1 protein-coding gene is annotated in these 245 nt (G+C 51.8%); it reads right to left on the reverse strand.

What is annotated here, in order from left to right:
* Window positions 1-245, reverse strand: a 245-nt coding sequence (locus QN347_RS20635) for a porin (protein ID WP_323494523.1), incomplete at both ends; no start/stop codon positions are given.

Below are 245 nucleotides of genomic sequence, written 5' to 3' on the forward strand. Positions count from 1 at the left end.
TTGCGAGGCAATTTCATCAGAAAAATCTTTACGCCGTCCCAACTGTAAGTCGCCATGGTCGCCAACGAGACCAAGCACCGAACGTCGACCAAAAATTGCGCCACCCTGCCCAGAAGTGCCGGTGTCAAGGTTGAGTCCACCTTCCAACACAAACAAGGCTTTCAAGTTGCCACCGAGGGATTCAGAACCACGAAAACCAAAACGTGACGCTTGCAACAACCCAGAATGAATCACCGCACGTCCAC

The organism is Sphingomonas sp. 10B4 (assembly GCF_035019905.1).
In the GTDB taxonomy this organism is placed as follows: domain Bacteria; phylum Pseudomonadota; class Alphaproteobacteria; order Sphingomonadales; family Sphingomonadaceae; genus Sphingomonas; species Sphingomonas glacialis.